Here is a 26,449-nt window from a genome sequence, read left to right as displayed (position 1 = left end):
GGGTGCAGTAGATTGTTCGTATTTATTATTCGACGTGTACTTCAAACAATCCCTGTATTACTAGGTGTAACATTAATCGTATTTAGCCTATTACATCTTGTACCTGGGGACCCGGCACAAATTATGGCGGGTGAAAGTGCACCAAAAGAACAAGTAGAAAATATTCGTGAACGGTTAGGTCTAAACGATCCGTATCATGTACAATATTGGAATTATTTATCGAATCTTCTACAAGGGGATTTAGGAAATTCAATTCGAACTGGTCGAGATGTAACATCTGAAATCAGTGTGCGTATTTTGGTTACAGTAGAACTAGCTTTTTATAGTATTGTACTTAGCATCTTCTTAGGATTGATTGCCGGGATTGTTTCCGCTGTTAAGCAATATTCTATCCGGGATGTTTCCTTAATGATTATTGCTCTATTTGGTCTATCCATGCCAAATTTCTGGCTAGGGTTAATGTTAATACAATGGTTCGCTATTGGTCTGGACTTACCGAGTTGGGTACCATTTTTCGATAACACGGCATGGTTTAAACCATCCGGCTGGGGAAGCTTTGAACAAGTAGTTCTACCAGTCATTACATTAGGAACCGGTGGAGCAGCCATCATTGCCCGAATGACAAGATCAAGTATGCTAGAAGTTATTGATCAAGATTATATCCGAACTGCACGTGCAAAAGGAGCAAAAGAACGAGTCGTCATTTATCGACATGCACTTAAAAATGCTTTAATCCCTGTCGTTACTGTTGTTGGTCTTCAATTCGGTTCCCTATTAGGTGGAACTGTATTAACCGAGACCGTCTTTGCTATTAATGGGATGGGGAAATTAGTCATTGATTCTATCCAAGCCCGTGACTTTCCACTCGTTCAAGGTACCGTATTAGTTGCTGCTTTACTCTTTGTACTAGTAAATCTAATTGTCGATATTACCTATCGTTATCTCAATAAGCGTATTGACTTAAATTAACCATAGTTTTATAGCTTAGAAAGGTGTGACAGGAATGACCGTTCAATCTGTATATGAAAATATATTAGAAATAAACAATCTCCAAACATCCTTTTTCACGGAGGAGGTAGAAGTAAAAGCTGTCGACGGTGTATCGTTTAGCCTACCAAAAGGAAAAACGCTTGGGATTGTTGGAGAGTCCGGATCGGGTAAGAGTATTACATCCCTATCTATTCTTCGTTTAATTGATAGTCCAGGAAAAATAGTCGGCGGTGAAATTATCTTTAAGGGAGAAAACCTATTAGAGAAATCGAATAACGAAATGAGAAAAATCCGCGGTAACGAAATATCGATGATTTTCCAAGAGCCTATGACATCTTTAAATCCAACTTATACTATTGGTCAGCAAATAAGTGAAGCTTATAAAATTCATGAAAGACTAAACAAAGCGGAGGCTCGAAAAAAATCGATTGAAATGCTGAAGCTTGTAGGGATTCCATCTCCAGAAAAGCGAATTAACCAATACCCTCATGAGCTTTCTGGTGGTATGAGGCAGCGTGTTATGATTGCCATTGCGCTCGCTTGCAATCCAGACTTACTTATAGCAGATGAACCTACCACCGCATTAGATGTAACGATACAAGCACAAATACTAGAATTGATAAAGGACTTACAAAAAAGATTAAATATGTCTGTCTTGCTCATCACTCATGATTTAGGCGTAGTAGCCGAAACTTGTGATTATGTAGCAGTCATGTATTGCGGAAAAGTAGTGGAATATGCTGATGTGAAAACATTATTTAAAGAACCGAAGCATCCATACACTGTTGGGCTAATCAACTCATTGCCATCACATGACGAGGATATTGAAGGCGACTTACCCATTATAAAAGGGACCGTTCCTAGCCCCACAGAGCTTCCATCTGGATGTCGCTTCGCACCGCGCTGTCCGTATGCAACAGAAATGTGCAATAGCTTACCTGAATTAATTGTAGATGAACATAATCACCAAGCACGCTGCTGGATTTACTCAGATGAATGGGAAGGAACTACGGAGGTGAAGAGGCATGCGGAAAGAAATTCTTAAAGTAACCGATTTGAAGCAGCACTTTCCAATCAAGGGTGGAATATTCGGAAGAACTATTAACCATGTTCAGGCTGTCGATGGTGTATCATTTTCCGTCTATGAAGGAGAGACCGTAAGTATCGTTGGGGAATCTGGATGTGGTAAATCTACTACAGGAAGAGCTATCTTGCGTTTAGATGAACCGACAAGTGGGCATGTCGAATTTGATGGTAAGGACCTATTAGCATTGCGTAAAAGTGAAATGCGTAAAGAAAGAAAAAATATACAAGTTATCTTTCAAGATCCGTATGCATCCCTTAATCCAAGGCAAACTGTAAGAGAGATTTTAAGGGAAGCCATGTCCATTCAACGTACTGTTCCTAAAGAAAAACAAAACAAACGAATACTTGAGCTAATGGAAATCGTCGGGCTTGGAAAACATCAAATCGATCGATTCCCACATGAATTCAGCGGTGGGCAACGTCAACGAATTGGTATTGCTCGTGCACTTGCAGTAGAACCACAATTGATTATATGTGATGAGGCAGTCTCCGCTTTAGACGTATCTATTCAGGCTCAAGTTATTAATCTATTAAAAAAGCTGCAACGGGAATTTAACCTTACGTACTTATTTATTTCTCATGATTTAGGGGTTGTAAGACATATATCCGATCGTATTATCGTCATGTATTTAGGTAAAATTGTAGAAATCGCTGATAAAAAGTCGCTGTTCACTAATCCACAGCATCCCTATACAAAATCATTATTATCTGCCATACCAAGTATTGATCCTGATAAAAAGCGGGAGCGAATTATCCTAACTGGTGATGTTCCCTCCCCTATTAATCCACCTACTGGATGCAGATTCCATACGAGATGTCCATTCGCTACAGAAAGATGCGCAAAAGAAATACCAGAACTACGCGATACAGGGCAAGGTGAGAATAGCCACCAGGCCGCTTGTCATTACTTAGAAGAAATCGGTACAGGGCTCATGCAGCCAACAAATGTGCGTTAATCTACTGATAATCCATTGCTCTCCAGAATACTGGAGGGCAATTTTTTCTTTCTAACAAATAATCAAAAATATCTTCCTATTTATAAAGATTCATTGTAAACTATTTCTATTGATTAGAAGGAAGGGTACAGCTTGGATAAACAAAACACAAAAAATTTAACGTTATTTGCGATTACTTGGCCAATCTTCATTGAATTACTCCTCCATATGTTAATGGGGAATGCAGATACTTTAATGCTAAGTCAATACTCCGATAATGCGGTAGCTGCTGTTGGGGTTGGAAACCAAATTTTATCAGTTGTGATCGTAATGTTTGGCTTTGTAGCACAAGGGGCAGCAGTTCTAATCGCCCAAAATATAGGAGCAGAAAAGCCTAAAACAGCTGGTCAAATTGCTCTAAATGCCTTAAGTATGAACCTAATATTTTCATTAGTATTAAGTATTGCCTTATTCATATGGGCAGAACCTATATTAGCCTTAATGGACCTACCACATGAACTAATGGATGAAGGCTTAGCCTATATGCAAATTGTCGGTGGATTAATTTTCGTTCAAGCGTTAATTATGACTACCGGAGCTATTTTACGAAGCTATGGCTATACGAAGGATACCATGGTTGTTACCATCATCATGAACATCATTAATGTGATTGGGAACTACTTTGTTATCTTTGGCCCGTTTGGGTTTCCAATACTAGGTGTTGAAGGGGTTGCCTATTCAACAGCTATCAGTCGATTTATTGGATTTATTGCACTCGTCATCCTCTTAGTTAAACGTACGCGTGGGGATTTAAACTTTGCAAATTTATTCCGTTACGAAAAAAATCATGTTAAGAGTCTATTGAAAATCGGCGTCCCCTCTGCTGGCGAGCAATTGTCTTATAATGCAAGCCAAATGGTAATCACCTACTTTGTTGCCCAGTTAGGAACAATTGCAATTACAACGAAAGTGTACACGCAAAATATTATGATGTTTATCTTTCTATTTTCCGTTGCCATTGGCCAAGGCACCCAAATACTTATTGGTCATATGATTGGAGCAGGGAAAATTGAGGATGCCTATGTACGGGCCCTAAAGAGCTTAAGAATTTCCATCTTTATTTCACTAGCAACTGCAGGTGTTATATACCTTGTAGCTAAACCATTCTTAGGCATCTTTACCGATAATGGCTCCATCATTGAAGCAGGTACGGTATTGCTGTTAATGACGGTTGTACTGGAACCAGGTAGAGCATTTAATTTAATCATGATCAGTTCTTTACGTTCAGCAGGTGATGTTAAATTTCCTGTGTATATCGGAATACTAGTAATGTGGGGCATTAGTGTTACCTTTGCATGGTTCTTCGGTATTTTCTTAGGTCTTGGACTAATTGGAATATGGATTGGATTTATTGCTGATGAATGGTTACGCGGAGTCCTAATGCTACGACGTTGGAAACAAAGAAACTGGGTTAGAATGAGCTTCGTTGACAAGACTAATTCCTAATGATGAGCACGAATATTGAAATGATGAATTGGCAATGCTATCATTCAATCATTCCTTTTAATCTCTTGAAAGAAAGTGATATGTAATGGGTATAGTTGTTGTCGAAATCTGTGATGGTAATGCTATTACCACACTAAATTTAGAAGAAATATTAGAAAAAGAGTTCCCTGAGGTTGCTGTTCTAACCTCTGACTGTCTATCTTTTTGCGGTTTATGCCGAGTAAAACCGTACGCATTAGTTAACAACAGACGCATCTTCGGAAGAACACCAGAAGAATGCTTAGATAAAATTCGTGCAGCTATTAAAGAAGAACTAGCCATCTATCAATAGGCTAGTTCTTCTTTTTAAATTCGACATTATTTATTACCTGGGAAATAATATGTCACTTTTTTGTACTTTATAAGCTTGCTTTGAAAATTTCTATCGAATCTTGTTTCGTTAACTTTTTAAAATTCCCGTACTCTGTATTTGCTACAACTGTCTTTTCAGCCATCAATTCAACAGTGCTTTCATCAATATCATAATCCGTAAGTTTGGATGGGGCACCGATGCTATTCCAGAATTCACGAAGTTTATTAATACCTTCTATTGCTACTTCACGATCTGTTTTTCCTTCTGCATCAACTTGGAATACTCTTTCAGCAAGTTGTTTAAAGCGTAATACATTACTATCATCTAATACATGCTTCATCCAGTTCGGGAATAGGATGGCTAATCCTCCACCGTGTGGGATATCATGTACTGCACTTACTGCATGCTCTAGATTATGGGTTGCCCAATCTCCGCGAAATCCCATGTTTAACATATTATTAAGAGCTAGAGTACCTGCTAGCATAATGGTTTCTCTATACTCATAGTTTTCAAGGTCTTCTAATAGCTTCGGTGCAGTTTCCATCACTGTGATGAGAATAGACTCACAGAAACGGTCCTGTATGAGAGTATTCGTTTCCTGATGGAAATAATGCTCCAATACATGGGACATCATATCAACAATACCATAAATAGTCTGATCCTTTGGTACAGAGAAAGTATGTACTGGATCTAGAATAGAGAATTTAGGATAGGTGTATGGTGCTGCTCCCCAACCATGCTTTTCATTCGTTTCCCAATTCGTAATAACCGAGCCACTATTCATTTCTGAGCCTGTTGCAGAAAGAGTTAATACAGTTCCAAATGGCAGTGCATCTGTCGCTGAAGCTTTCTTCGTAACAATATCCCACATATCAATATCTGTTTTCGCACCAACTGCTATCGCTTTCGTACAATCAATCGTACTTCCGCCACCAACTGCAAGTAAGAAATCTATCCCCTCTTGCTTACAAATTTCTACTCCTTTACGAACTGTTGATATTCTAGGATTCGGTTCTACTCCTGCCAGTTCAAATACTTCTGCGTTTATTTCAGCTAATTTTGCTACCACATTATCGTAAATACCATTACGTTTAATGCTTCCTCCACCATATACGATTAACACTTTAGTACCATATTGTTTTACTTGCTCTGGAAGCGCATTTAGCTGCCCTTTTCCAAAGATTAATTTAGTTGGGTTATAATATAAAAAATTATCCATTAGCATGTCCTCCTTATGATTTCACTACGATTGCATCTATTTCAACTAGCACATCCTTTGGTAGGCGACTTACTTCAATAGTGGCACGTGCTGGATAAGGCTTTTGTAGGTAACTACCATAAATATCATTGACGGTAGCAAAGTCATCCATCGAAGCTAAATAAATAGTAAACTTGGCAACCTGTGAAAAATCAGTCTCAGCTTCAGCAAGTATATGCTTTAAATTTTCCATAACTTGCTTAGTTTGTGCTTCTATGCCAGATACAACCTCACCAGTTGCTGGATTTATTCCAATTTGGCCGGATACAAATAGTAGATTTCCAGCATCAATAGCTTGAGAATATGGTCCAATCGCTGCTGGTGCTTTTTCTGTAAATATTTCCTTAACCATTAGCACTCCTCCTTCTTTTTCATTACTAATTGCCCAACTACTAAAGTCGACATATAGTAGGGGAAACTCGTTTCTAGACTTACTAATCTAATTTTATAAGGTCCCTTCCTTTAAAACAACTATTTGGTTTATTCCTAATTCGTCACGAAGAAACATTTAGTTCCTCTAAATAGCCCATAACAGATCTTACATAATAAATATCCCCATAACATGCGTTATATTGTTTTGCTTCTTCCCTTAAACATGTATAGATTGACTTATCTGGTGCGTTTTCATACATTTCTTGCGAGAATGCAATAGCCGCCTCCAATGAATATGCTCCGGTGGTGTTGTGGACATATTGAATAAAACCTTTACCAAAATTGTAGGACTGAACCGCAAGTTCAACATCAAAATCTGCTGCTTTCAATGTTTCCGAGAAATAGTATACCCCTTGCTTAACAGAAAGCTCCGGATCATCAATACAACCTCTTTGGCCACAGTAGCTCTCCGAAGATTGCATTGGGTCTGTGCCCCTACCTCCGGATTCCTGCATCATCATGGCTAACATAACATTCACATAAGAGGCGACTTGATATTCTTCCGCATACTTTTCAACTAATGGCTTGTATTGCAGTACATCATTACTCACTCTCGGCTCTGGTTTCGCTGTGAATACCGAAAGTAGTATAAATATCGTAACTAGTATAGCAACAACATATATTGTCTGTTTGATTGCCTTTTTTGTTTGCTTTCTCATTCTTCTCCATCAACCCATATAAAGTAATATAGTTATCCACAACTACATTGACCTCCTCTGTCAATATATCGTGTTTTTTGTCTATTATCGATACAAAATATTGCGTTTATCCATAGGCTATCCACATTTTGTGCATAACTAGCCTCGTTTTCTCTGTTTAAACAACACCTTTTCTCTCCATTTCCCAAATCTAAAGTAAAGGTAAGCAAACACACTACTGATTATAAAGCTAACTCCCATACCAACCGCTATACCGGTATCTCCAAGAAGCTTGGAGAACAAGAATGTTAGTGGATATCTGAGTACCCAGAATGAAAGCACATTAAGTACTAATACGGGATACATGGCACCCGCTGCTCGCACTACACCATTTAGAATAAAGTTTATCCCCAAGAACGGATAGCATAATGCAATGATTTGTAAGTACTGAGTAGCGAATTGAACCGCATCTTCCTCTTGAATAAATAATCGCACCGCATATTCCGCAAACAGGACAACAAGCAACCCAACAGCAACCATAACAGCGAAGTTATACACTACACCATATCTAGCAATTTTATTAACCCGCTCCCAATTCTTCACTCCAATATTCTGTCCCGCCATACTACCTACAGCGGTCCCTAGAGCATGTGCTGGAAGCATAATAATGCTATCTAATCGCTGGGCTGCTCCAAATCCACCAACAACAGAGGAGCCAAACGTCGTGACAACGCTCATAATGGCCGCTGAACCAGCTGAGATGACAGACATTTGCAATCCGGACGGAATACCGAGATGTAAGATGAGTTTAATTTCTCCCCAATGCGGGATTGTAGGTAATGTAAATGGTGCTAGCTTTTTCCGTAACACATGAATAATTCCATAAAGGAATGCAAAGCCTTGAGAGACAATGGTTGCAATAGCAGCACCTTTTACCCCAAGATCAAATACTGCGATGAATAGTGGGTCCATGAATAAATTTAATAGGACGGCTATCATGACAAATCGGAGTGGTGTTTTACTATCTCCCAATGCTCGTAATACTGTACTAATAAAATTATAACCAAACAGGAATAGCATCCCTAGGAAATTAATCTGTAAATAAGTGGTTGCAAGATTTAATATCTCGCTTGGCGTACCTAATAAGCTTAATAACCCTTCTGCAAAGATAAATCCGATTAATCCCAACGAAATAGACATAATGGAAAGTAATACAACGAATGCATTTAAGTATCGTTTTAAACCGTCTGTATTTTTCTTTCCTTTTTGTTGGGAGAGAATCGTAAGAGCAGCATTATTGAGTCCAATAATAAAAGCTAAAACAGTAAATATAATCGTACCAGAAACCGCTATAGCTCCTAGCGCATCCGCACCTAGTAAATTACCAACCCACAGACTATCGACTAATTGATAAGATGTTTGAAGCAAGTTGGCAAGCATAATCGGTCCAGAAAAAACCATCAATTGCCGCCATATATTGCCTTCCGTAAAATCATGTTGTGTTTTCACTTGAAAACAACCTTTCATATTCTAATTACTCATTTATTGTACCATTTGAATAGCAAAAGGGAAGATTTCTCGCTTCGAGAAACCTCCCCTTCCTATATTACTTGCTTTCTACCTGTACTTGTTCTTGTTCACCTGAACCTCGGTTACCTCTAAAGATAAACTGATATGCAAGTAAGGCTACAAATATGACTAACCCAATAATATCAGTATGACCTTCTGGGTACATAAGCATTAGACCTGTTAATACAGATATAATTCTTTCCACTTTATTTAAACGTTTATACCAGTAGCCGATTAGACCAGCACCTATCGCAATCATTCCCGTTAATGCTGTAATTAGAATCCAAATAACACCACCAATAGTAGTGTCTATCATGAGCATCTCTGGATTTAATACGAACATATACGGAATTATAAAGGCTGCAATTGCCAGCTTCGAAGCATTAAAACCAGTTCTAATCGGTTCCCCACCCGATATTCCGGATGCTGCAAAAGCAGCCAATGCCACAGGCGGAGTAATATCTGCCACAATACCGAAGTAAAATACAAACATATGAGCAGCTAATACTGGTATCGCAAACTCAAGTTGATTACTAACTGCTAAAATAGCTGGTAAAGCTATTGTTGAGGTAATAATATAGTTCGCCGTAGTAGGTGAACCCATACCTAAGATAATGGAAGCGATCATAGTAAAGAATAGGGTTAATAATAATTGAACATTGATATTGGACGTTAGTGCACCTGCAATATCAACAATTCCATTACCAAGCTTTAAACCTAAGCCTGTCTTCGTCACAACCCCAACAATAATACCTGCACTTGCAGTAGCAGCAGCAACACCTAACGCTGTACGAGCACCGGATGTTAAAGCATCCACAAACTTCCTAGGTGTCATTCGTGTTTCTTTTAAGAACATGCTTACGATAATCGCAGCTAGAATACCTAATAATGCTGTTCTATTAATTGAATATCCCATAAATAAAAATACAATGATTATTAAGATGGGAAGCAACAAGTGAATTTTCTTCAGAACTTCTAATTTATTTGGAATTTCACTTTCAGGTAGTCCGGTTAACCCGATTTTCTTTGCCTCTAAGTGAGTCATAATCCAAATTCCAGCAAAATAAAGAATCGCAGGAATTAAAGCCGCCTTGGCAATATCCCAATAAGGAACACCCGCAAATTCAATCATTAAGAAAGCGGCAGCCCCCATAATCGGTGGCATAATTTGTCCACCGGTTGAAGAAGCAGCTTCTACCGCTCCGGCAAATTCTTTACGGTAGCCGAGGCGTTTCATTAATGGAATCGTATATGCACCTGTTGTCACGGTGTTGGCTACAGAACTACCAGATATCGTACCATTAAGGGCACTAGAGAAAATCGCTACTTTAGCCGGTCCTCCAGTTCTTCTACCAGCTAGGGAGATTGCTAAATCATTAAAGTATGTTCCAACTCCCGTCTTCACAAGAAATGCACCGAATAATAGGAATAAGAAAATATACGTAGATGACACTTTCAACGGTGTACCTAGGATACCCTCTGTTGTAAAGAACATCGTATTAATTAATTGGTTTAAGCTTAGTCCTCTATGCGCTAACATTCCTGGCATATATGGACCTAATAATGCATATAATAAAGCTGCACCAGCAATAATGGTTATTGGAAGTCCAACTGCACGTCTAGTTGCCTCCAATGTAAGTAGGATTGCAATCCCACCAACTATCATTTGAGCAGTAGATATGGATCCAATACTCTGAACGATTTCATCATAGAATAACGGCCAATATAAACATACGATTAACGATAATAAAGCTAATATATAATCATACCAAGCTATCTTTCTCTTATTCCCACTTTTCTTAGACGGAAACAATAGAAAAATGAGGACTAGTGCAAAACCTAAGTGGATAGTTCGTTGAATATAAGCTGTGTATGCACCAAAGTATCCTGTATATAGCTGGAACAACGAAAATGATAACAATAGAACAAATACAATAATGGCGGCAATGCCTGTTAATCGACGTGTATTTGATTCTTGATCATATTTTTGTAATAGGGCTTCTTGCTCTTCTGGTGTTAATTCATCTTTTGTGTGTACATTTTTTTCACTCATGAATTTTCACTCCTTTCAATAGTTGCCATAATGAAAGCTTATCGACTTTCAAGGTAAACCTAGCACCTGGTTCGAAGTAGTCTTTTAACCAAACCATATGCTCGGCTTCCTCACCCCATACTAATCGATGTCTTGGTACTACTTTACCATTTCGCATTTGGATAGATGGAAACACACGATTCATGTCTTTTATATGTATTTTTCCATCCTCATATACGAAAGTTCCACCATCACTATCATTCGCAGGCATGCCAATCCCATAATGCTCATAAATGATTTCATTTTGCCTAATCGAATCATCTGGTAAAACCTCATAAAGTTCGACTACATCTGTTAAGTGAATGGAATGTGTAAAAATAATTTGAAATGAGTCCCCTTCTTCAATAGGAAGGTATGCCTCAACTTGGCTTGTATTCTGTTTATAGAATACTAAGGCAGTTCGGAAAGGAACAAAAAGTATCAATGATAGGACTAACAGTAGGAGATAACCAATAATGTATTGCTTCTTAAAATACTTTGCCAATAAATCACAACCTAAAAATGGACAGCCGGCTATAAAGCCCTATTCAGGCAAAAAGCCGACTATTCCATCTTACTATATTTTTATCTAATTAGTCTAGTAATCCTTCTTCTTTGAAGTATTTTTCTGCTCCTGGATGGAAGTCAACTCCAATTCCATCTAGTGCAGTATCTTTCGTTACTAACTTCCCTTTATCATGTGTGATATCGCCTGCATTATCGTAGATAGCTTTCGTAATTTCGTAAACTTCATCATCTGATAATGTGTCTGCAACTGCAAGCATTGCAAGAACCGCAACAGTAGTTATTTCATCAGATACACCAGTATACGTATCAGCAGGAATGGTATCTACTGCATAATATGGGTGATCAGCAATTAAAGCATCGATTTTGTCTTGGGCGATTGGAACAATCGAAATATCAGTTGTTGCTGCTAACCCTTCTACACTACCAGTAGGAGTACCAGCCGTAATAAATGCTGCATCAATATTTCCATCTTGAATTCCATCAGTAGATTCATCAAAACTTAAGTTTTGTGGTTGAATATCTGTTTCGATATCTAATCCGTGAATTTCTAGAATTTGTTGTGCATTAACATACGTACCAGATCCTGGTGCACCAACAGATACTCGCTTACCTGCTAAATCTTCTACAGATGTAATACCAGAGTTAGCTGTTGTTATGATTTGAATTGTTTCTGGATATAAAGAACCAATTGCTAATACGTTATCAACTGCACTTCCTTCGAATAAGTTAACGCCTTCTACCGCATTTGCCATGACGTCTGTTTGTGTAAATGCAAGGTCTGCGTCACCAGAAGCAAGGTCAGAAATATTATCCGCCGATGCGTTTGAAGCTGATGCCGTTACTTCTAAATCCGTATTTTCTGAAATAATACTAGCAAGTTGTCCTCCTAGTGGGTAGTATGTACCACCAGTACCACCAGTTAACATAGTTAACTGTTTACTTCCACCACATGCAGCTAATGCTAATGATAGAACTAGTAATACAGCTAACGATAGAATATACTTCTTTTTCATGTAAATCTCCCCCTTAATAAATTCCTAAATCATATTTTACTTAATAATACCTATTATTGTCAAACTATTGGTAAAAGTGAAAGCCGTTTCAATAAGGGCGAACTGAAGTACGACAAAGATTACAGTCAAATATTAATTTTATTACAAATTATCAAAATAATATGATATTATATAGACATATCCCTATATTATATTAAAGGAGATGATACGTATGATGCAAGTTTCATTATCGGTAGGCTCATTATTAGAGCATGCTGAGACATTTTTTCCAAAGAAACAAGTAATCTCTCAGACCCACGACAAGCTACATCGACTAAACTATAGTGAGATTGGTCAGCGTACTAGAAGGTTAATGAGCGCACTTCATGAGATAGGTATTCAAGAAGGAGATCGTGTTGGGACACTGGCATGGAATCACCACCGACATTTAGAAATTTACTTCGCTGCACCAGGAATGGGGGCTGTCTTACATACGATTAATATTCGGTTATCCCCGGAAGATATCATTTATATTATTAATCATGCAGAGGATAAAATATTATTTGTTGATGAAGATATACTACCTCTTATTGAACATATTCACACACATTTGACTACTGTAGAAGCTTTTGTTGTCATGACCGATAAAGCCGAGCTCCCTGATTCTACTATTCAACCACTCTACTCCTACGAAGAACTTCTATCAACTGGTGATCCAGCCTATGAATTCACAAAAAATATTGATGAAAATCAACCCGCAGGAATGTGCTATACATCCGCAACTACCGGAAAGCCAAAGGGAGTTGTGTATTCTCATCGTGCTATAGTTTTGCATAGCTTTGCACTAGGACTTGCTGATACTGCAGCAATCTCGGAATCCGATGTTGCGATGCCTGTTGTACCACAGTTTCACGTCAATGCATGGGGACTCCCATTTGCTAGTACATGGTTTGGCACCACACAAGTAATGCCAGGACCTCGCTTCACTCCAAAACGATTAGCAGAATTTATTGAACGGTTTCATGTTACGATTACAGCGGGTGTACCAACCATTTGGCTCGGATTACTCAAGGAGCTAGAACAAGGAAGCTATGAAACATCAAGCCTACGAGCAGTATTATGCGGAGGATCTGCAGCACCGCTAGGCTTAATAAAAGCATTTGAAGAAAAATATCAAATTCCCTTTTACCATGCCTATGGAGCAACAGAGACTACTCCACTAGCTACCGTTTCACGTCTTAAAAGCTATCAACAAAATCTCTCACCAGAAGATAAATTTATAGAGCGTGCCAGACAAGGAATTCTTGTTCCTGGACTTCAAATGAAGGTAATAGGTGGAGATGGCGAGATTGAATGGAACGGCAAAGAAATGGGCGAACTACTTTTACGAGGACCATGGATTGCAGACGAATATTATAAAGACACTAGAAGTGACGAAGCTTTTAAGGATGGTTGGTTCCATACGGGGGATGTTGTAACGGTCGATGAAGAAGGCACTATCAAAGTCGTAGACCGTACGAAGGATTTAATCAAAAGTGGTGGAGAATGGATTTCTTCAGTCGAAATTGAAAACGCTATCATGGCGCATGATGCCGTATTCGAAGCTAGTGTTGTAGCGATGCCTGATGAAAAATGGCAAGAAAGACCGGTTGCATGTGTTGTCCTCCATGAGGGATATGAGAATAAGATAAAGAAAGAGGATATTATCGAATTTATAACACCACAGTTTCCAAAATGGTGGTTACCAGACGATGTTCTATTCTTTGAGGAAATACCTAAATCATCTGTTGGGAAATTCCTTAAACGAGAACTCCGTGAACAAGTGAAAGCAAGGTATAGTCCTCAAGGGTAATAGCGTTCAATTCATAGGAGTCTATTCGTTCTGACTCCTATGAATTTTCCTGCAAACTTTCACCATTTATTAACTTGACAATATTATGAAAATTCCTTAGAATAAGATAAATTAACGAAACCGTCGTTAATTATTTCGCTAATTTTTTATGGGGTAAAATGACAGAATTTTCTTTAACTTATATGGATCCTGGATATTACACCCTAATACGAATTTGGGAGGGATAATGGTGAAGATAAAGGTTGCTGTATTTGGAAGAGATGATTTAATAAATCGATTTCAGAGTTACCTTGCCAATCGCGAGGAAATAGAAGCAATTCCCTTTGTTTATCAAAACGCTAGTGAGACTACTGTACTTGTTGAAAAAGCATTTATGTGTGATGTTTATTTATTCTTAGAAAACCTTCCATTTTTATATGCTGCAAGCAAAATTAAAAAGAAGCGATTACCTTCTGTTCAAGTGAACTTAGATGCGTATATGATATTGACATCGTTCTATCATTTAAAAAATAAGTATCATCAGCAGCTCCACCGATTATCCATCGATGTGCTTGATGAAGCTTCTGTGACGGAGGTTTTATCTGAATTAAACATTTCAGGAACGAGCATTTATACATATAGCTATCAACAAAGCGAGGAAGTCAATGTGGAGCAGATTACACGCTACCATAAACAGCTTTTTGAAGAAGGAAAAATTGACTATGTACTTACTTCCTTATACGAAGTAGAGCAAAGCTTACAGGAACAAGGAGTGCCATGCTATTCGATGGTAACCCCAAAACGAAATATAGACAATGCTATCGAGGAATGTAAGAATATCACTATTTTAAACATGAGCAAAAGTGCGCAAATTGTTGCTGGTTATATTCGCATTAAGAATATGGATAAGATAAAAGCTGAAAAGGGAGAATTACATCTTAAAGAACTACAACTACAGCTATACCAAATCTTACTTAAATTCGGACATAAAACGTATGCATCGGTTCTAACCAATAACGAAAATCACTATGTTGTTTTTGGAACTAGAGGTGTGCTCGATCATATTACGAATCATTATCGAGATTTTCCACTTATAAAAGAAGTAGAAAATGCTTTAAATACACCAATTGAAATCGGATTCGGACTAGGGCTAACGGCTAAGCAAGCTGAGGATCACGCGAAGCTTGCACTAGATGCTTGTACACATAACACAAATAGTAGCTGTTATATTGTGAATGATAGACAAGAAACCATTGGTCCGCTTGGAGTGAAGAAGCATTTTGATACTTCTAGACTGTATCAGGCATTAATTCATAAGGCTAAGTTGAATAATGAGCTTTCGTATAATTTTATCGATTTTGTACAGCTTCGTAACAATGAACCATTTTCTTCGAATGATATCGCGAATTATTATCGTGTTACAAAGAGAAGTGCAGAACGTACCGTGAATAAATTGTTGAATGGTAATGTTATTAAAATTGTCGGTGAGGAAAAGCCTTATGTTAAAGGGCGCCCTAGAAAGTTATTTCAAATAAATATATAAAAGGTGATTTCTTCCCAATGTAAAGTACATTCTTTCTATGTTGGTTTCTAACACAAGACTAGGGTCATATTATAATTGAATTATCTACGTTATATTCTTATCAAAATCCCCCTGAAAATTACACTTTTCAGGGGGATTTCATTATATACTCAACAACTCTCTGACGTCTTCTTCACTTAGGGAAGATAGCATGGTTTCTCCTGGTTGGATGACTTTGTCGATGAGTTCTCGTTTCTTTTGTTGTAGTTCATATATTTTTTCTTCAATGGTACCTTCTGTAATGAGACGGATTACTTGGACAACATTTTTTTGTCCAAATCGGTGTGCGCGACCTGTTGCTTGGTCCTCCACTGCTGGATTCCACCATAAATCATATAAAATAACCGTGTCTGCTCCAGTAAGGTTTAAGCCTGTTCCACCAGCTTTTAGCGAGATTAGAAATACACTCTTTTCTCCATTATTAAAGCGTTCACTCATCTCTACTCGTTCACTTGATGGAGTTTGACCACTTAAATAGAAATAATCAATACCCGCTTCTGTTAACTTCTCGATAATGATTTCATGCATACTGGTAAACTGGGAGAATATTAGCATGCGTTTACCATTTGCTATCGCATTCCGGACTGTTTCCATTAATAATTCTAGCTTCCCTGACTGACCTTCGTAATTCTCAATAAATAAAGAAGGATGGCAGCAAATTTGTCTTAGTCTAGTTAATCCAGCTAAGATTTTCATTCTATTTTGCTGGAAGCCACTTTGTTGTATGGATTGAACGGTTTCCTGCTGTAGCTGTCTTAAATAGCCAACATACAGCTCTTTTTGTTGAGCCGTAAGCTCCGATACACTAACCGATTCTATCTTATCAGGCAATTCCTTTAGAACATCCTTTTTTAAGCGACGTAAAATAAACGGTTTTGTTATGGTGGCAATTTTATCGTGTGGAAGCTGCTTAAAGGACTTTTGATTTGGCATTAAGCCAGGTAAAACCACTTGGAAAATCGCCCATAGTTCATCAATAGAGTTTTCAATTGGTGTACCACTTAACGCGAATCGCCTGCTTGCATTAATTTCACGAATCGCTTTCGATGTTTTCGTTGCATAGTTTTTAATATATTGTGCCTCATCAAGGATTAACGTTTGAAAGCTTAATTCCCGATATAGCGAAATATCCTGTCTTAATGTGGCATAGGATGTAATCCATACGTCAGCATCTTTATGTTGATTCATTCTTTCATGACGCTCCTGTGGATTACCTGTCATGATCGTAACCTGTAAGGATGGTGCAAATTTTTCAAATTCATTTTTCCAGTTATAGACGACAGATGATGGGACAACAATTAGATGCGGGTGTTCCCCAAGCTCGGATGCTAAAAAGGCAATGCTTTGCAATGTCTTACCTAATCCCATATCATCAGCAAGAATCCCGCCTAAACGGTAATGGCTAAGAGACTTAAACCATTGAAATCCTGTGTTTTGATAAGATCGTAATGATGCATTCAGCTTATCCGGAAGCTCATAGTGCTGCTCCTCCGGTTCCTTTAATTGATGCAATAATTGCCTGAATGCCGGATCATAGCTTTTCTTCGTATCAATTAATTCATCAATTTGTGTTCCCCTATATACAGGCATATGGATTTTCCCGTCCTGTACATCCTGTTTACTTATATCTAAATCACGGAAAAAGTTCTGAATGGAAATAAATTCTTCCCCTTCAAGAGAAAGCATTTCCCCACTTTGCAGACGATAATAACGCTTTTTCTCAATCACAGCGTCTAATATTTTATTAATCTCTTGATCATCTAATCCATCTATGTCAAAACCAATTTCTAACAGATTATTAGACCCTTCCATTTTCACACTCGTTCTCGGAATCGGGTCATTCTCCATAATAAAATTACGGATTTCTGATGTTAAAAATAGCTCCACATACTCATCTAACACTGGGAGTACTTTGTAGAGAAAATCATATAATTCTTCTTCGTCGGCATCGATAAATAGCTCTCTACCGTTATAATGAAAGTTCGCATACTCGATAAGCTGCATAATCTGCTTTTCTTTATCTACATCACGGATAATAATCACGTCATGCTCCTCACGTCCACTAAATGGATCAATGACATGTTCTCCGTAATGATATTCCAATCTACCGGTTATCCAGTCATCTTGCGCCTCCAAGTAAAGCTTAGCCCGTAATGGAAGCTGAATAATCTCAGAAGATACCTGTTCTGAAATTTCTACTTCTCCCACCTTCTTTAAGGATGGGAGTACCTCTGACAAGAACGTATCTGCCTGTTTTTTAGAAATCGGTAATTGCTGATCGATTTTTCCAAAGGTACTTACCAGATCAAGAATTGGAATCTGCTCTTTTAAAGGAAAATAAAAAACGCCTTGATAGAATAAAATTTCATAGTTCTTGAAATATATACTATCCTCGACCTCATGCATCGTTAGCAGCAAGTCATTCCGTTCATTTTTATTTAAGGCAAAGTGATATGGTAATTTCCCCTTCTCCATTGAAATATTCGTAAACGATTTATTGGTCCCTTCTACTGTAAAATCACGCTCTACTAACTTCTCTAGTAGCTTTTCCGCTACTAAAGGAGGGATAATAAGGGAGCGTTTATCACTGACATTACCGCGGTAATGGTATACATGATACCCATCATAGATTTTCTCATTTTTTTGGACCGATCCAAGAATCTCCAATATCTCTCTGTCTTCTGGAAGTATATCGTGTTGACTCGGTGAATAAGTAAACATTTTGGTAAAGAAATGCTCATTCCCGTCAAGCACATCACGTATGAATTCCTGAATATCCTTTACGACATAAGCTCGATTCGTTCCCGCTTTTAATTCAATTAATAAATTTTTATCATAGGACCACTTCATTATATACTCAAGATGCAGCGGTGCCCTTTTGGGTAGAATGTCTGTAACTTCCGATGAATCCCCCATATTACTAAGCGCACGAATAAAACGATTGGTCAACTCATAGTCGTAATTCGAAAACGCTTGAGACTCTGGTTCCTCTTTATTGACAATCGCTATTAGGGTGGCAACAATATGTTTACAAGACCCATAGGATGCAAAAGCTGGGCAATCACAATAGGTATCTACTGAACCCTTCTCTAAGTCCTTCATATTGATTTCGACAAAATAATCTTCCGAACCTTGTACCCTCGCCGTCCACACATTATAATTGATGTCATAGGCTAAATCCGTGACGTGTCCACGGTTATAATATTCTAATCCACGCTTGTAGATTAAAGATGGGAAAAGCCTTTGGATATTTATATCACTAAGTTTTTTCAAATTCTATTAACCTGCCTTTAATAAAACAATGCTTTACTTATATTGTAAAGGAGATTTACATAATTTTAAACCTTCTTATTCTATTAAATAGGATAGCGAAAAAACGATTAGATTATACTAAAAAAACGAAGCAATTTAATTAACTTTGCTTCGTTTGTCTAATTGTATGCTCCTTTTTCGTTTTTATAACCATTAATCCATAGACTAGCATGGAAATGAAGATAGAAACCGCCCCAGTTAGATAAATCGTACTATAATTAAACAGATAAGCAATTTGACCAAAGGTTAATGCTCCGAATCCAATTCCTAAATCAAAGAATGAGAAGAAGGTGGCATTGGCCATTCCTTTCCGATTATTTGCCGCTTTTTCAACTGCCCACGCTTGTAATGCTGGCTGAACCGTTCCAAAGCCTAACCCATATAGTCCCCCTGCTACTAATAAAACAAAGGTGCTAGGTAGCCAGGCTAGTAGAATCATGGCGACTAGTATCATGAAGGTACCTGGCAAGTATACGTATACATGCCCTTTTTTATCATAGATTTTCCCAGCAAAGGTGCGGGAAATAAATAGGAATGCAGCATAAATAAAGAAATATAATTCAATACCAGCTACATCATGATCCATAGCATGTAATGGTAAGAAGGTTGCAATCCCTCCGAATGTAAAGGTAATAAATAATACTAAGATAGAAGGCTGAATCGCTGATTTTTCAAACACATCAAATCTTGGTGTAACAGCTTTGTCAGGGATTTGTTCTACCTTCTTATACCGGACTCTTGAAGAAAGAAGGAGTGCCACTAAACCTAATGCAGCACAAATTAGAAATAAGCTTGTAAATGAGATCTTCCCTACTAAGGCGAGTCCTAGCCCCGGACCGAACGCTAACGCGACATTACCAGAAAGCCCAAAGTAACCAAGTCCCTCACCACGCCTGCTAGCAGGAACGATATCCGTCGCTATCGTACCGGTCGCAGTTGTTGATAGACCCCAACCTACACCTTGAACAATCCGCATAATAATAAGAAACGTAATACTTGCAATAAAGGCAAAGGAACCGATTGAGATGACAAAAATTCCTAACCCAATCATATAAATAAATTGTCGCCCTTTAGTCTCCAATGCGTGACCAGCATAAGGTCTTAAAAGTAATGCTGAAAACGTAAAAATGCCGACTATAACACCGACTAACTGGTCACTTCCTCCCAACTCCTTTACAAAGATTGGAAGTGTTGGTAATGTCATTTGAAACCCGAAAAAGATAAAAAAATTAGCCAGACATATTAGAATGAAGTCTCGCGTCCAAATTTTTTCTTTTATTTCTTCATTTTGTTGTACTTCCAATTGTGCGCCCATTCTTATCTCCTTTCTTTCGATGCTCGAAATACATTATACATGAGTATGACTAGAATAGGAATGGGGTAAAAAATATAAAAATCCTTTCGAAACCGCGAAAATTTACCTATAGTTGATACGGGTTATGATATACTAAACATAATAGAAGAGTCCAGCTGCCACTGGACTCTATGACAAGCGGTTCCTTTAGGTTCGGCTACTTATGATTCGTTTAGGTCCTCCGTTATGGTGGGCCTATTTTAATTTCTGTTAATCAGGCTGTAAACGAAAGCAAGAAGTGTTAACAGCAATGTCCCGAAGTTTCCAAGCACCATCATGACCTCATATATTCTCAGTAGCATCACCTCCAATAATAAGATGTAGCCGAACACCTATGAAACATTATCTTGTCCCGATTATATATAGCTTTGACAAAAATACGAACGTATATTCGCATATATTCTTTAAGTGGTTTATTTATATCGATAAAGCTGTTTCTTTTTTCCTACAGCACAAGATTGTAACCAAAAAACTCTCAAGCATCATGACGCTTGAGAGTTATTAATTAAAACATACGAACAACGAAATCTGCAACTACTAGCATTACTAATGCTACGCCCCATGCAATCGTGGTTGGTACAGACCAAACTAGAATTTGCTCTTTCACATTCTTAATACCGAGCATTCGGTTTACTACCCAGAATAGGCTATCGTTAAAGTACGAGAATACCATGGCACCTAATGCTGCTGCTTGTGCTGCTAGTACAAGATTTACATCTAATGTAGCTACAATTGGCGCTGAGATAGAAGCAGCCGTAACCATTGCAACTGTTCCACTACCTTGTACTAAACGTACAAATGTCGCAATAAAGAATGGTACTAAAATAGCTGGAATAGACCAAGTAGCAACTTGCTCTGCAATGAAGTCACCCGTACCACTTACACGAAGAACTTCCCCAAGTGCTCCACCAGCACCAGTAACTAATAAAATAATACCAGCTGTTTTAATACCTTCTTCCATACGATCTAATGCTTCCGCTTGGCGGAGTTTGTTTGCTAGCGTATAAATCGCAAATATTAATCCTAGTGCAACAGCTATTACAGGATTACCAAAGAATTTCACATAATCGAGAAATGTTTCATTCATTGCGACTACCCCTGAATCCTGAAGTGCACCTAAGGTCGTATTTAGGAAGATTAAAATAATTGGAATAAGAATTGGCATAATTGCTTTCGTAAAGGAAGGAAGATTCTGTTCTCTTTCTTCCACTGCCTCTAGAAATTCTTTATATACTTCTTTTTCGTCTGGTCTTACAAAGCCTTCCCCTTCTGCTTCAGGAAGTTGATATATTTTATTCCCAATCCATTTTGCATAAAGTACACCGACAATAATAATTGGAACAGAGAATAATAATCCAGTTAAAATCATTAGTCCAACATCTGCACCAAATATTCCAGCTACTCCTAATGGACCTGGTGTCGGTGGAACCGTATGGTGTGTCGCCGCTAAGCCAACAGCTAATGCTACACCTAATGCAACAACTGATTTACCAGTCTTCTTCGAAAGCGCTTTTACTAAAGGTTGTAAAATAACAAATGCCGAGTCGACAAATATAGGGATTGCAACAATATACCCCGCTACAGCCATAGCCCATTCTTCTTTTTTCTTACCGAGCTTCTTTACTAATGTGTAGGCAAGCTTTTCTGCTGCTCCTGAAACCTCTAATATTCGTCCCATCATAACTCCAAGACCAATAATAATACCAATGGAAGCTAACGTACTTCCAAATCCACTTGTTATCGTAGATACTACATCAGTAGGTCTCATTCCTCCGATGATACCGGTTATGGATGCTGCTATTAATAATGCTAAAAATGCATGAATCTTCGTTTTTAATACAAAGAAAATTAGTAATGCAATACCGATAATTAGTCCAATTATCATTTGAACTCCTGATACTTCCATTTTTATTCCCCCATAACAGTGTAATGGCTTTCATTTCACCGGTTTTAAACTGAGGATGACTCGCATCCTCAGTAATTTTATCCTTTATTCCATTGTGTCTGCAGTGAATTTTGGTGCGTATTGTGCTGCGAGCTTGATGCATTCTTCCATGCTTAAGCTTGCCGCGATGTTTTTACCAGCAATATCAAAGGCCGTACCGTGGTCAACAGATGTTCTTAAGAACGGTAGACCATTGGTAATAGAAATCGTTCTGTGGAAGTCTGTCATCTTGGCAGCAATATGTCCTTGATCATGGTATAACGATAGCACCGCGTCAAATTTTCCATTCAATGCATGGTGGAAAACAGAGTCAGCTGGTACAGGTCCTACAGCATCAATTCCATCTTCAATAGCAGCTTCAATACCTGGACGGATTTCTTCTACTTCTTCCATTCCAAATAGTCCACCTTCACCACTATGTGGATTTAAGCCTGCAACTGCAATTTTACGGTTTTCAATTCCAAGTCGTTGAAGTGCTTTATCACAACGGTTTAAATAATCACGAACACGCTCTTTTGTCATTTGTGCAATGGCATCCTTAAGTGAAAGATGGCGTGTTAAGAAGAAGATACGCATATTTCGTACTTCAAACATGGTTAATGGATCTTTTGTATTGGTCAATGATTCAAGCATTTCCGTATGTCCAATGTAAGGAACACCAGCAGCTTTTAAGGATTCTTTATTAATTGGTGTGGTTGCTAAAGCTTTTACTTTACCTGCTTTTGCTAGATTAACAGATGTCTCAATATACTCAAATGCCGCTTTTCCACATTGTGCCTGAACAACTCCATACTCTAGCTCTGTCATATCAATATTGTTTAAATCAATTAGATCAACCGTACCATATTCATATTGACCTTCTTCCGGGGAAGTAATTACATTCACTGTTAAATTCTTTTCGACAATTTCGATTGCTTTCTTAAAGACGTTCGCATCTCCAACCACAACCGGTTTACACATATCGTAAATCTCTTGGTTAGCTAGTGCTTTCGCTGTAATTTCTGGTCCAATTCCTGCTGGATCTCCCATTGGTATCGCAATAACTTCTCTTACTTTTGTCATCGTGCTGCACTCCTTTTTGTTTTTAAATATTTTACACATGCAAAAATAGATTTTTTATCCCCGACCATACCACCTTTTGTGACGATAGGTAATCCAGGGAAATGTCCACCTATCAGTGTTCCATACGCTGCAAGTGGTAATACCTCATCCTCTAGCTTAATACCTGACGCCATGCTTAGCGCACAAAGGGATGCAGTTACATCTCCACCACTTGTAAAACAACCTTGAATAGTGTAATTTGTTTGTTCCATTACTAATCTCGTTATCTTTGCAAGGCCATCGGTTATACGTTTCGCTAAGGCATCTTGGGTAGCATTTTCCTTAGCGGCAATTGACTGGAAATCTATTAAATCGTTTTGTTCCTTGTGTGTTGTAATAATAAGGACATCATCCTGATGGATCCGTTCCAATGCTTCCTTCACAGCACGATTCACTTCTAATTCCCAGGAATCCTGCATAGTAGCTAGTTTTTCAGCCGCTACATAAACAGGCGTAGCATTCGTTTTATCCTTTAAATAATGTAACTGCTGACCTGTTAAACTTGTTACACTACCAACTGTCACTATAACCTTGCTTTGTTCAACATGTTGATGTGAATACGCCCTTGCATAAGATGCTGTTAATGGGCCTGGGTCAGTTGGAATAAGATGTACTCCTTGAATTTGCACCATGGCCTCAGCAATTTCTTCAATATCTTCATCTGTCACCGCATCCACTACAATGATTCGCTTCCCGTCTTGGATATGGGAATCAAAGGCTGCTTTGATTTTCGCTGAATCCGTTAAGACAGTATCTAATCCGATATGGGCAACGTCAAATTTGCTCTGTTCTTCAATAATAGCTGGCACGTAAGACTGTTTAATTGGCATAACTGGGTCTTTCGCTACATCTGTTTCTTGTACTGGGGCACCATTGACTAGTAAGTAACCACCTGAGCACACTCTTCCTGAGTCTGGAAACGATGGAACGACAACAGCAACACTATCATCTCCAACTTCTTCTAAAATCGTATCAATTTCCAAACCAATCTTCCCTCGAACAGTGCTATCAATCCGTTTACAAATTACTTGTGCACCCCAAGCGCGGAATTTTTCTGTTGCATTTTTCACTCGATTCATGACAATCCGATCAGATGCATATCGTGAATCTGTATCAATACAAACAGCATCTAATTCATCCATTTCTGGAATTTCATCATTAAATACAACAGTCGCCGCTGTAAAGCCTTGTTTACTTAATTTGACACCGGTTGCATTTGCGCCCGTTAAATCGTCCGCAACAACACCAACCTTCATGATGTATCACCTCAGTTGTTATATAATCGGCATAATTTCTGAGAGCTGGTCTTTTACTTCTTCAGAAATATGTTCATTGGTTATAAACCCTGTTAAGCTTTGTAAATCACATACCTTGGACAATGCACGTTCACCAATTTTGCTAGAATCGGCTACTAACCATGTGCTTTCTGCCGCTTCCATCATTAATTGTTTTACTAATGATTTCTCAAATGTTGGTGACATAATACCCGCTTGTAAATCAATGGCATGTGCACCTAGGAAAAATAAATCCGCATGGATGTTTTTTAAAAAGTGATGTGTCTGCGGACCAAATAATGCTCCAACATCATTTTGTAATTCTCCACCGGTTACGATGACTTTCAATTTACTATCAACTAATTCTGCTGCTATTTTTATATCATTTGTTATGACGGTTAAATCTTGTTTAACCTTTAACAATCTAGCAATCTCTAATGTTGTCGTTCCTGAATCCAAAAGGATAATTTGACCGTCTCTCACAAGGGATAATGCTTTCTTAGCAATTTGTCTCTTTTCTTCAGTATGTCGGCCTTCTTTTGTAAGGAAAGGCGTTTCCGGAATAAGGGTACGTGCCGCTACTGCTCCACCATGAACTCGAATCACGCGATCTTCTTCCTCTAGCTGATCTAAATCACGTCTAATTGTCATCGGAGATACATTTAATTCATTGGAAAGTGAATCAATCTCCACTTTACCTTCAAGTTCTATCTTTTCTAAAACCCATTGTCTTCGTTCTGATGGTTGCATCTCATCAGTCCTTTTTCGTTATCTTTTAACACTTTAATGTTAGTAACTAACATCATTATGTTCCATATTCACAAATATGTCAATGATAAATGTTACTTTTTTTCAAAATTTGTTTAAAGTGAACATTTAAATGGTAACTTCTTACCACGTCAAAAAAAGAGAATAGCGATACATTATTCCTCTACCACAGAAAAAAGAATCCAAGCTGCTTTACTCGGAGTCCTGCTATTGTTTATTCTGCAATTACGCCACAAGCAATTCGGTCACCCGCATTACCAGAAGGCTGCGATTTATAATCATCCGGATTAGCATGGATGACTAATGCTGTTCCACCTTCACGTAATAGTGAATGATCTTTTCCCTTTTCCAATGTCACCATATTGGCTACCACCGTTGTGGACACGGAACCATAAGCCTTCACTTCCACATTGGGTAAGTCACCTGCATGTGGTCCTTCCGGGTGATCGAAGCCATGCTTGGCATTAGTCGGATTAAAGTGTGCACCTGCTGACTCAAAGGTTGGTGCTTCACAGACTCCCTTCTCATGAATATGAAATTCATGTGGACCTGGTGGTAAATTAGAGGCATCGAGGCTAATGCTCACTCCTTCTGATGTCTCCGTTAGCTTGGCATGACCAATTTGCTCACCCTTATTATTTATCAGACTTAATAGAAGTGAATCAGATACCTCTTTCAATGTACCGGTTGTCTCGATACTCGGATTGTCCTCTTGACCGCCATCATGGTTGAGGACTGCTAAAGCCAAAGCTAAAACTACCCCGATGGTTGATACAATAATGACCCATTTTCTAATCATGCTTTTCCCTCCAACTGAATGTTAATTATTTACATTATTCACATGAATAGAAAGGGCTAAACATGTAATTATTCTATAGTTGGAGGAAGTGTCTTTGCAATCTTTGATGGGCTAATGGGAAATGTC

The 26,449-nt window shown here is 38.2% G+C and carries 22 protein-coding genes; 7 read left to right on the top strand and 15 right to left on the bottom strand.

Features of this window, described 5'->3' with window-relative positions; all coding sequences use genetic code 11:
* The first annotated feature begins 12 nt into the window (after window positions 1-12).
* The 5 genes from MKY78_RS12165 (at window position 13) to MKY78_RS12145 (ending at window position 4,848) form a co-directional block, all read left to right on the top strand.
* Window positions 13-969, top strand: coding sequence for an ABC transporter permease (locus tag MKY78_RS12165; RefSeq protein WP_186868233.1), 957 nt, complete (start codon window positions 13-15; stop codon window positions 967-969).
* 34 nt (window positions 970-1,003) lie between these two features.
* Window positions 1,004-2,035 carry an ABC transporter ATP-binding protein gene (locus MKY78_RS12160; RefSeq protein ID WP_186868232.1) on the top strand — a complete coding sequence of 344 codons (1,032 nt, stop codon included), beginning with the start codon at window positions 1,004-1,006 and terminating at the stop codon, window positions 2,033-2,035.
* Complete coding sequence (locus MKY78_RS12155; RefSeq protein WP_339212991.1) at window positions 2,016-3,032, top strand: dipeptide ABC transporter ATP-binding protein; 1,017 nt, start codon at window positions 2,016-2,018, stop codon at window positions 3,030-3,032. The genes MKY78_RS12160 and MKY78_RS12155 overlap by 20 nt, the downstream gene beginning before the upstream one ends.
* Window positions 3,033-3,164: 132 nt before the next feature.
* On the top strand, window positions 3,165-4,517 hold the full coding sequence (locus MKY78_RS12150) for an MATE family efflux transporter (protein ID WP_186868230.1): 1,353 nt from the start codon (window positions 3,165-3,167) through the stop codon (window positions 4,515-4,517).
* Between the two features lie 85 nt (window positions 4,518-4,602).
* A complete protein-coding gene (locus tag MKY78_RS12145) occupies window positions 4,603-4,848 on the top strand; it encodes a DUF1450 domain-containing protein (protein ID WP_339212987.1) in 246 nt (81 codons plus the stop codon).
* 67 nt (window positions 4,849-4,915) lie between these two features.
* Here the strand turns inward: MKY78_RS12145 and MKY78_RS12140 are convergent, their stop codons facing one another.
* From MKY78_RS12140 to MKY78_RS12110, 7 genes are all read right to left on the bottom strand, one after another.
* Window positions 4,916-6,088: an iron-containing alcohol dehydrogenase gene (locus tag MKY78_RS12140; RefSeq protein ID WP_339212985.1), complete on the bottom strand. Its 1,173-nt coding sequence runs from the start codon at window positions 6,086-6,088 to the stop codon at window positions 4,916-4,918.
* A 13-nt stretch (window positions 6,089-6,101) separates the two neighbouring features.
* On the bottom strand, window positions 6,102-6,479 hold the full coding sequence (locus tag MKY78_RS12135; RefSeq protein ID WP_339212983.1) for a RidA family protein: 378 nt from the start codon (window positions 6,477-6,479) through the stop codon (window positions 6,102-6,104).
* Between the two features lie 142 nt (window positions 6,480-6,621).
* The gene (locus tag MKY78_RS12130) at window positions 6,622-7,218 is read right to left on the bottom strand and encodes a lysozyme family protein (protein ID WP_186868226.1); all 597 of its coding nucleotides are present in this window, start codon (window positions 7,216-7,218) and stop codon (window positions 6,622-6,624) included.
* Window positions 7,219-7,356: 138 nt separating this feature from the next.
* Window positions 7,357-8,706 (bottom strand): MATE family efflux transporter, encoded by a 1,350-nt coding sequence (locus tag MKY78_RS12125; protein ID WP_339212980.1) that lies wholly within the window; start codon window positions 8,704-8,706, stop codon window positions 7,357-7,359.
* Between the two features lie 97 nt (window positions 8,707-8,803).
* Window positions 8,804-10,819 (bottom strand): TRAP transporter permease, encoded by a 2,016-nt coding sequence (locus tag MKY78_RS12120; RefSeq protein ID WP_339212978.1) that lies wholly within the window; start codon window positions 10,817-10,819, stop codon window positions 8,804-8,806.
* Complete coding sequence (locus MKY78_RS12115; RefSeq protein ID WP_339212976.1) at window positions 10,812-11,342, bottom strand: DUF1850 domain-containing protein; 531 nt, start codon at window positions 11,340-11,342, stop codon at window positions 10,812-10,814. Before MKY78_RS12115 ends, MKY78_RS12120 begins: the two co-directional genes overlap by 8 nt.
* Before the next feature lie 88 nt (window positions 11,343-11,430).
* Entirely contained in the window at window positions 11,431-12,378 is a 948-nt protein-coding gene (locus MKY78_RS12110) for a TAXI family TRAP transporter solute-binding subunit (RefSeq protein ID WP_339212974.1), read from the bottom strand.
* A 211-nt stretch (window positions 12,379-12,589) separates the two neighbouring features.
* Here MKY78_RS12110 and MKY78_RS12105 point away from each other — a divergent pair, with 211 nt between their 5' ends.
* Together MKY78_RS12105 and MKY78_RS12100 are read left to right on the top strand one after the other, a co-directional pair.
* Window positions 12,590-14,209 (top strand): long-chain fatty acid--CoA ligase, encoded by a 1,620-nt coding sequence (locus MKY78_RS12105; protein ID WP_339212972.1) that lies wholly within the window; start codon window positions 12,590-12,592, stop codon window positions 14,207-14,209.
* 226 nt (window positions 14,210-14,435) lie between these two features.
* A complete protein-coding gene (locus tag MKY78_RS12100; RefSeq protein ID WP_339212970.1) occupies window positions 14,436-15,731 on the top strand; it encodes a hypothetical protein in 1,296 nt (431 codons plus the stop codon).
* 141 nt (window positions 15,732-15,872) lie between these two features.
* Here MKY78_RS12100 and MKY78_RS12095 read toward each other — a convergent pair whose 3' ends face one another.
* From MKY78_RS12095 to MKY78_RS12060, 8 genes are all read right to left on the bottom strand, one after another.
* On the bottom strand, window positions 15,873-19,043 hold the full coding sequence (locus MKY78_RS12095; RefSeq protein WP_339212968.1) for a DEAD/DEAH box helicase: 3,171 nt from the start codon (window positions 19,041-19,043) through the stop codon (window positions 15,873-15,875).
* A gap of 139 nt (window positions 19,044-19,182) precedes the next feature.
* On the bottom strand, window positions 19,183-20,397 hold the full coding sequence (locus MKY78_RS12090; RefSeq protein ID WP_339212966.1) for an MFS transporter: 1,215 nt from the start codon (window positions 20,395-20,397) through the stop codon (window positions 19,183-19,185).
* A gap of 239 nt (window positions 20,398-20,636) precedes the next feature.
* On the bottom strand, window positions 20,637-20,714 hold the full coding sequence (locus MKY78_RS12085) for a hypothetical protein (RefSeq protein WP_339217900.1): 78 nt from the start codon (window positions 20,712-20,714) through the stop codon (window positions 20,637-20,639).
* 227 nt (window positions 20,715-20,941) lie between these two features.
* Window positions 20,942-22,342 (bottom strand): gluconate:H+ symporter, encoded by a 1,401-nt coding sequence (locus tag MKY78_RS12080; protein WP_339212964.1) that lies wholly within the window; start codon window positions 22,340-22,342, stop codon window positions 20,942-20,944.
* Between the two features lie 84 nt (window positions 22,343-22,426).
* The gene (pdxA, locus tag MKY78_RS12075) at window positions 22,427-23,443 is read right to left on the bottom strand and encodes a 4-hydroxythreonine-4-phosphate dehydrogenase PdxA (protein ID WP_339212962.1); all 1,017 of its coding nucleotides are present in this window, start codon (window positions 23,441-23,443) and stop codon (window positions 22,427-22,429) included.
* Window positions 23,440-24,738, bottom strand: coding sequence for a four-carbon acid sugar kinase family protein (locus MKY78_RS12070; RefSeq protein WP_339212960.1), 1,299 nt, complete (start codon window positions 24,736-24,738; stop codon window positions 23,440-23,442). Before MKY78_RS12070 ends, pdxA begins: the two co-directional genes overlap by 4 nt.
* Before the next feature lie 18 nt (window positions 24,739-24,756).
* Window positions 24,757-25,506 (bottom strand): DeoR/GlpR family DNA-binding transcription regulator, encoded by a 750-nt coding sequence (locus MKY78_RS12065; RefSeq protein WP_339212958.1) that lies wholly within the window; start codon window positions 25,504-25,506, stop codon window positions 24,757-24,759.
* Window positions 25,507-25,738: 232 nt separating this feature from the next.
* Complete coding sequence (locus MKY78_RS12060; protein WP_339212956.1) at window positions 25,739-26,323, bottom strand: superoxide dismutase family protein; 585 nt, start codon at window positions 26,321-26,323, stop codon at window positions 25,739-25,741.
* Window positions 26,324-26,449 lie beyond the last annotated feature (126 nt).

Origin of the sequence: Ornithinibacillus sp. FSL M8-0202 (genome assembly GCF_037975285.1) — a bacterium.
Lineage (GTDB): Bacteria > Bacillota > Bacilli > Bacillales > Amphibacillaceae > Ornithinibacillus > Ornithinibacillus massiliensis.
Note: the sequence above shows the minus strand (reverse complement) of the source record. Positions and strands in the feature narration are given on the sequence as shown.